At 71.0% G+C, this 6,752-nt stretch carries 7 protein-coding genes; 3 read left to right on the top strand and 4 right to left on the bottom strand.

Translation table 11 applies throughout. The features are described 5' to 3' along the window. Window positions 1-1,015: ligand-binding sensor domain-containing protein (locus tag FW784_RS11565; RefSeq protein WP_328592727.1), on the bottom strand; the 1,015-nt coding region annotated here is incomplete at its 3' end. A 126-nt stretch (window positions 1,016-1,141) separates the two neighbouring features. Between FW784_RS11565 and FW784_RS11560 the strand changes: the two genes are divergently transcribed. Both FW784_RS11560 and FW784_RS11555 read left to right on the top strand, forming a co-directional pair. Further along, window positions 1,142-1,690 carry a UPF0149 family protein gene (locus FW784_RS11560; RefSeq protein ID WP_149353495.1) on the top strand — a complete coding sequence of 183 codons (549 nt, stop codon included), beginning with the start codon at window positions 1,142-1,144 and terminating at the stop codon, window positions 1,688-1,690. Window positions 1,691-1,763: 73 nt separating this feature from the next. Continuing rightward, window positions 1,764-3,107: an aminopeptidase P N-terminal domain-containing protein gene (locus tag FW784_RS11555; RefSeq protein WP_149353494.1), complete on the top strand. Its 1,344-nt coding sequence runs from the start codon at window positions 1,764-1,766 to the stop codon at window positions 3,105-3,107. 36 nt (window positions 3,108-3,143) lie between these two features. On the opposite strand, the gene FW784_RS11550 is transcribed toward FW784_RS11555, so the two are convergent. The 3 genes from FW784_RS11550 to FW784_RS11540 all read right to left on the bottom strand — a co-directional run bounded on the left by FW784_RS11550 (window position 3,144) and on the right by FW784_RS11540 (window position 5,368). Then, on the bottom strand, window positions 3,144-4,073 hold the full coding sequence (locus FW784_RS11550) for a histone deacetylase family protein (RefSeq protein ID WP_149353496.1): 930 nt from the start codon (window positions 4,071-4,073) through the stop codon (window positions 3,144-3,146). Window positions 4,074-4,232: 159 nt separating this feature from the next. After that, a complete protein-coding gene (locus FW784_RS11545) occupies window positions 4,233-4,787 on the bottom strand; it encodes a cob(I)yrinic acid a,c-diamide adenosyltransferase (protein ID WP_149353493.1) in 555 nt (184 codons plus the stop codon). Beyond that, window positions 4,787-5,368 carry a hypothetical protein gene (locus FW784_RS11540; RefSeq protein WP_149353492.1) on the bottom strand — a complete coding sequence of 194 codons (582 nt, stop codon included), beginning with the start codon at window positions 5,366-5,368 and terminating at the stop codon, window positions 4,787-4,789. Before FW784_RS11540 ends, FW784_RS11545 begins: the two co-directional genes overlap by 1 nt. 88 nt (window positions 5,369-5,456) lie before the next feature. Here FW784_RS11540 and ubiH point away from each other — a divergent pair, with 88 nt between their 5' ends. Continuing rightward, window positions 5,457-6,704: a 2-octaprenyl-6-methoxyphenyl hydroxylase gene (gene ubiH, locus FW784_RS11535; protein WP_149353491.1), complete on the top strand. Its 1,248-nt coding sequence runs from the start codon at window positions 5,457-5,459 to the stop codon at window positions 6,702-6,704. The last annotated feature ends 48 nt before the right edge of the window (window positions 6,705-6,752 follow it).

Genomic DNA, 6,752 nt, shown 5'->3' with positions numbered 1-6,752 from the left:
GGGCGCCGTGCGGGTCGCCGACCGCCGCGCCGCGGAACTGGCCGCCGAGCCAGAGCATGCCGCCGCGGTCGACCAGCAGGGTATTGAAGCTGTCTTCCGGAAGCCCGCCGACGACGGCGTGGTCTTCGCGCAGTGCCGCCACCGCGCCGGTGGACGGATCGAAGCGCCGCAGCCCGTGGGGATAGACCGACAGCCACAGTCGGCCATCGGGCGCCTGCACGATCGCGCGTACCTGCGCGGGCGCCCCGGGCGCATCGCCCAGCCACACCGGAACCCGTCGCCCGTCGCGCACGCGTTCGAGGCCGTGTTCGCCGCCGAGCCAGAGCCGGCCCTGGCGATCCTCGTGCAGCGAATAGGCGGCGGAGGCATCGCCAACGCGCGCGGGGGCCTTCGAGTCGACCACGAAGAGCCCGGCAGCGGTCGCGTACCAAAGGTGGCCGGCGCGGTCGCGCAGCAGTTGTGGGTTCGGCTGGCCCGGGCGGTACGGCGCCGGTGGGGCGAAGACGCGCCGACGCGTACCGGTGGCCGCGTCGAGACGGTCGAGGCCGGCGACCGTCGCCACCCACACCGCGTCGCGCTCGGCCAGCAATGCGAGGACCTGCCGGTCGGCCCGGCGATCGGGCGTCGAATCGACGTAGCGGCGGATCCGCCCGGTGCGGAGGTCGAGCTGCGCGACGTACTGCGAATACGTGCCGATCCACAGCACCGGGCGCTCGTCGGCGGCGAGTGCGGTGACGAAGCTGTCGGGCAGGCTGGCCGCGTCCTCGGGGTCATGGCGGTAGACGCGGTAGCGCTCGCCGTCGTAACGGTGCAGGCCCCCCTGCGTGCCGACCCAGATGAAGCCCAGCGAATCCTGCGCGATCGCGCCGACGGAACTCTGCGTGAGGCCGCGCTCGCTGCCGATCCGTTCGAAATAGAAGTCGCGCGTGGCTGCCCGGGCAGGCACGGCGAGCGCCGCCAGCGCGAGCAGCGGCACGAGGACGATCCGCAGGCAAGCGGTCAGGGTGGCACGCACGGTAGGGGCGGCCGGAGAAAGCGTGTTGCAGTGTAGGCACCGTCGATCGCGCGTGCCAACCGCGTGTCCGGGGCCAACGGGTCGCGTTGCTACACTCGTTCGCCCCGATCCTGGCGCCGACGTCCCGTGGCCGAATCCGACCTTCCTTCCGCCGCCGATATCGATGCCGAAGCCGTGCGCTTCGGCCTGGCATCCACGCCCTACGAGCTTCACGGCGCGCTCTGCGGCTGGCTTTGCGGCGGCGGGCGCGACGCCGCCGCCTGGCTCGCGCATGTCCTTGCCGACGATACGCTGCCCATGCCGCCGTCGGGCTCGCCGCTCGATCGGCTGCGCGAGGCGACCGCCGCGCAGCTGTCCGACCGCAGCTTCGAGTTCGAGCTGCTCCTGCCCGATGCGGACGAGCCGCTGGCCGAGCGCAGCGGCGCGCTGTTCGACTGGTGCCGCGGCTTCGTCGGCGCGTTCGGGCTGGCGTCGGGTGCGAACGCGCCGCTGTCCGAAGAAAGCCGCGAGGCGCTCGCCGACATCGCCAAGCTCGCCGCCGCGCAGCCCCAGGAAGATGGCGACGAAGAAGACGAGCAGGCGCTGGTGGAGATCGAGGAATTCGTGCGCGTTGCCGCGCTGCTGATGCACGGCGACTGCGTGCTCGCGCCAGAACATCGGCAGCGGCTGAACTGAGCGCGCGCGTTGCCCGGCCCCGCGGCTCAATCGCGGGCGCCCGTTGACGCTTTCAGGCCGTAAGATCGCCACGATGGCTCGATCATCCCCCGATAGCCGCGCTGCTGCGCGCACGCCCCATGCCAAGCGGCGTCGCCAGCTCATGCGCATGGCGGGCGGGGACGCCATCGTGATCGTGCCGGCCGCGGCGGAACGGATACGCAGCCGCGATACTCACTTTCCATATCGGCAGGATTCGGACCTGCTTTACCTGACCGGCTTCCCGGAGCCGGACGCCGTGCTGGCGCTCATCCCGGGTCGCGCGCACGGCGAATCAATCCTGTTCTGCCGCGAACGCGATCCCGAGCGCGAAGGCTGGGACGGCCCGCGCGCCGGGCCCGAGGGTGCGGTCGACGTGTTCGGCGTCGACGATGCGTATCCGATCTCCGATCTCGACGACATCCTGCCGGGCCTGCTCGAAGGCCGCACGCGCGTCTACTACCACTTCGGTCGCGACGCCGACTTCGACCTCAAGCTGATCGGCTGGCTCAACCGCGTGCGTGCGCAGGTGCGGAGCGGCGCGCAACCGCCGCACGAATTCCTAGAACTTGGCCACCTGCTCGACGAGCTTCGCCTGTTCAAGGATGCCGGCGAATTGAAGCTCATGCAGAAGGCGGCGGACGTCAGTGTCGCGGGGCACCAGGCGGCGATGCGCGCGGCGAGGCCGGGCATCACCGAGTACGAAATCCAGGCGGAAATCGAATACGTGTTCCGGCGCAGCGCGGCGGTGCCGGCCTACAACTCGATCGTCGGTGCCGGTGCCAACGCCTGCGTGCTGCATTACGGCGCGAACAGCGCGACCGCGCGCGACGGTGACCTGGTGCTGGTCGACGCAGGCGCTGAAGTGCATGGCTACGCGGCCGATATCACGCGCACGTTTCCGGTCAGCGGCCGATTCAGCGCGCCGCAGCGCGCACTGCACGACCTGGTCTGCGATGCGCAAACGGCCGCGCTCGCGAAGGCACGGCCGGGCGAGGCATGGGATTCCCTGCACGGCGCCGCGGTACGCACGCTCGCCGAGGGCCTGCTGCGGCTCGGCCTGCTACGGGGCAAGCTCGAAAGCGTCATCGCCGACGGCAGCTACAAGCGCTTCTATCGACACAAGACCGGCCACTGGCTCGGGCTCGATGTGCACGATGTCGGCGACTACCGCGTCGATGGTCAGTCGCGCGTGCTGGAGCCCGGCATGGTGTTCACCATCGAGCCCGGCCTCTACATCGACGCCGCCGACCGCACCGTGGATGCCAAGTGGCGCGGCATCGGCATTCGCATCGAAGACGACGTGCTGGTGACGAAGAACGGCCCGCGCGTGCTCACCGACGCGCTCGCGCGTTCGGCCGACGAGGTCGAGACGCTCATGGCCGCGGGCTCGCGCTAGCGCACTTGCCGCTGCTTCGTGGTCAGACCGAAGCGGTTACCAGCTCGCGCCATCGGCCACGAGTGCACCGACGTGCGCCGCCGCGCTTTCGGCCAGCGCCTGCAGGTCGTAGCCGCCTTCCAGCATCGACACGATTCGGCCCTCGCAATGACGACGCGAGATCTCGCGCAGCTGGCCGGTGATCCACAGGTAATCCACCGCGTCGAGGTCGAGCTGCGCAAGCGGATCGCGCTGGTGCGCGTCGAAACCCGCTGAAACCAGGATGAGCTGCGGCGCGAACGCGTCGAGCGCCGGCAGCAGTATTTCGCTCCATGCGCGCCGGAAGCCTTCGCTGCTGGTACCCGGGGTCAGCGGCGCGTTGTACACGTTGCCGATCCCGCGCTCGTCGGCGTGGCCGGTTTCGGGGTAGAGCGGCAACTGGTGCGAACTGCAGAAGACCACGCGCGCATCGGCCTCGAAGATCGCCTGCGTGCCGTTTCCGTGGTGCACGTCGAAGTCGACGATCGCCACGCGCGACAGCCCGTGCGCGTCGAGCGCGTGCGCCGCGGCGACCGCGATCGAGTTGAAGAAGCAGAAGCCCATCGCGGTGTCGCGGGTCGCGTGATGACCCGGCGGACGTACCGCGCAGAACACGCGTCGCGCGCGACCGGAAAGCACGGCGTCGACGGCCGCCACGCCGGCGCCCGCGCAGCGCAATGCGGCCTCGGCGGCGCCTGGGGACAGGAACGTGTCGGGATCGAGCTGCACGTGGCCGGAGGCGACCGGCGTGTCCAGCACCTGGCGGATGAGCGCGTCATCGTGCACGCGCGCGAGCTGCCCTCGCGTCGCCAGCGGCGCCTGCGCCCATGGCAGGTCGGGATAGGTGTCGCGAATCGCGTCGACGACGGCCGCAAGCCGTTCGGGGCGCTCGGCATGGCCGGCGGGCACGGTGTGCGCCGCGCAGGCCGGATGGGTGAGGAGCAGCAGGGGTAGCGCGTCGGTCATCCGCTGATTGTCATCGATGGCGCGCGCTCGCCGGGGCGAAAGGCGGTGGGGTCACGGTGTCTGCCGCTTATCGCCGCGGCGCATTCGCGCCGGTCACCGTTTGCGACGCCGGCGCGCGTTGGGCCGCGCGGAGCGGGCCGGTCAACCGTGGCGCCGCTCGTGGTTCCAGATCACTTCGCCATGCCCGCTCGAGCGGGCCAGCACGCGGGCGAGCACGAACAGAAGGTCCGAGAGCCGGTTGAGATAACGGATCGCTTCGGGACGCACGACTTCCACGCGCGACAGCGCCACGCATTCGCGCTCGGCGCGACGCACGACGGTGCGTGCCACGTGGCAGCGCGCCGCCGCCTCGCCGCCGCCGGGCAGGATGAAATCCTTCAGCGGCGGCAGCGGGTCGTTGAAGCGGTCCAGTTCGCTTTCCAGCCGCTGGACGTCGGCGTCCACGATCGCCGCGTGGCCGGGAATGCACAGCTCGCCGCCGAGATCGAACATCTGGTGCTGGATCGACGTCAGCAGGTGCGCGATCTCCGTCGGCAACCCGGCGGCGAGCACCAGGCCGATGCATGAATTAGCCTCGTCGACCGTGCCGTAGGCATCGACGCGCGGCGAATCCTTGCCGGTACGGGTGCCATCGCCGAGCCCGGTCGAGCCGTCGTCGCCGGTGCGCGTGTAGATCTTCGAAAGGCGATTGCCCATCAGCGCGTCGCGACGGCGTCCGCTCCGCCGCGCGCGAGCGACGTCGCGGCGACGTGCACCACCGCGGCGACGGCGACGTATGCGCTGGCCGTCGTCAGGTAGCCGGGCAGCCAGTCGATGTAGTTCTGCCACCAGCCCGCGAGCGTCGGTGACGCGACCGAAGCCGAGACCCAGTAGAAGCTGCCCTGTGCGATGAGCTGGCAGACCGCGGCGGCGGTCACCAGCGACGCGCCGGCCAGGCCGAGCGTGCGCAGGTTGAGCGCGATGCCGCGGCTGCGCAGCCACATGCCGCCCGCCCACATCGAGAAGTACGCCGGCACCAGGCACCAGTAGGCCGGCGACACGCAGTAGTGCTGCCAGAAGTTGGTGCCCGTGCTGCTGATCACCGCATAGTCGACGGCGACAGCGAGGGCCATCAGCAGCGGAAACGCCCAGCGCGTCCAGGCGGACAGGTAGACGCCGCCGAGGAAGAACACCGCCCACGACGCGTCCGGCACGGGCGCGAAATGATTGATGCGCGTCGCCGCCATCAGCGCGGCGAGCAACGTGAGGATCAGGGTGCGCTGGGCAGTGGGGGTCATCGGTCGCTCCGGAAAACGGGGCCGGCGCGAGCACCGGCGAGTCCTGCATTCTAGCGGAGCCCGTCGGGGCAGGCCGTATCATTGCCGCATGAACGCCGTCGCCCCGCGCATGCACGACCTGGTCATCGTCGGAGGCGGCTTGGTCGGTGCCAGCCTCGCGCTCGCGCTGGAGCCGCTCGGGCTCGACATCGCGCTGGTCGACGCCGCGGCCGCGGGCGAACTGCCGCCTGTATTCGACGAGCGCTCGCTGTCCTTCGCCGAAGCCACGATCAACGCGCTGACCGCGCTCGGCGTGATGCAGGCGCTGGAGGCGCACGGCGGCCCGATCCGCCGCATCGTGGTGACGCGCGCGGGGGATTTCGGGCAGGCGCGGCTCGACGCCACGCGCTACGGGCGCACCGAGTTCGGCCAGGTCGTCGTCGCGCGGGACTTCGGCCAGGCGCTGGAGGCACGGCTGGAGCGGATGTCACGGCTCACGCGATATCGGCCCGCGCGGCTGATGTCGACATCGATGGACGGCGCGCTGCGTAGCGTCGTGCTCGACCAGGGCGGCGAAACGATCACGCTCGCCGCGCCGCTCGTGGTCGGGGCGGACGGCACGGCCAGCGCGTTGCGCACGTCGCTCGGCATCGAGGCCGATTCGCACGAGTACGGGCATGCGTTGTTCGTCGCGCGCCTGCGCACCGGGCGCGCGCCGGATGGCACCGCCTACGAACGATTGACCGACCACGGCCCCACCGCGTTGCTGCCGCGTGCCGACCGCCATTTCGGCCTCGTGCATGGCGTCGCCGACGACGAGGCCGATGCGGTGCAGGCGCTCGACGAAGACGCGTTCCTCGCGCGACTGCAGTCGCGACTGGGCTGGCGCCACGGACGCCTGCTGGCCTGCGGCGAGCGCAGCCGCTACGCGGGGCGCCGCGTGATTGCGCGCCGCGTCATCGCGCCGTGCGCCGTGCTTGTCGGCAATGCGGCGCAGACGATTCATCCGCTCGGCGCTCAGGGTTTCAACCTCGGCCTGCGCGACGCGCTGACGCTGGCGGAAGAAATCGCCGTCGCGCTGGGCGAGGGCGGACAAGCAGCGATCGGGCACGGCAGCGTGCTGCAGCGTTACGTGGACCGACGCAGCGAGGACCGACGACGCACCCTCGCGTTCTCGGATGGGCTGCTGCGCGTCGGCATCGCACCCGGAACGCTGCTGCGTCCGCTCCGTTCGCTCGCGTTGCTGTCACTCGATCATCCGTCCTGGTTGCAGGCCTGGCTGGTGGGCGGTGCGATGGGCTATCGCGGCGACGTGCCCGCGCTGTGCCGCGCCGACGACGGCAGGCGCAGCGCATGACCCGGCGCGACGCGGTCGACATCGCCGTGATCGGCGGCGGTGTCGTCG

The sequence above is a fragment of the Cognatilysobacter lacus genome (assembly GCF_008274655.1).
Lineage (GTDB): Bacteria > Pseudomonadota > Gammaproteobacteria > Xanthomonadales > Xanthomonadaceae > Cognatilysobacter > Cognatilysobacter lacus.
This window is presented reverse-complemented; position numbering and strand designations above follow the sequence as displayed.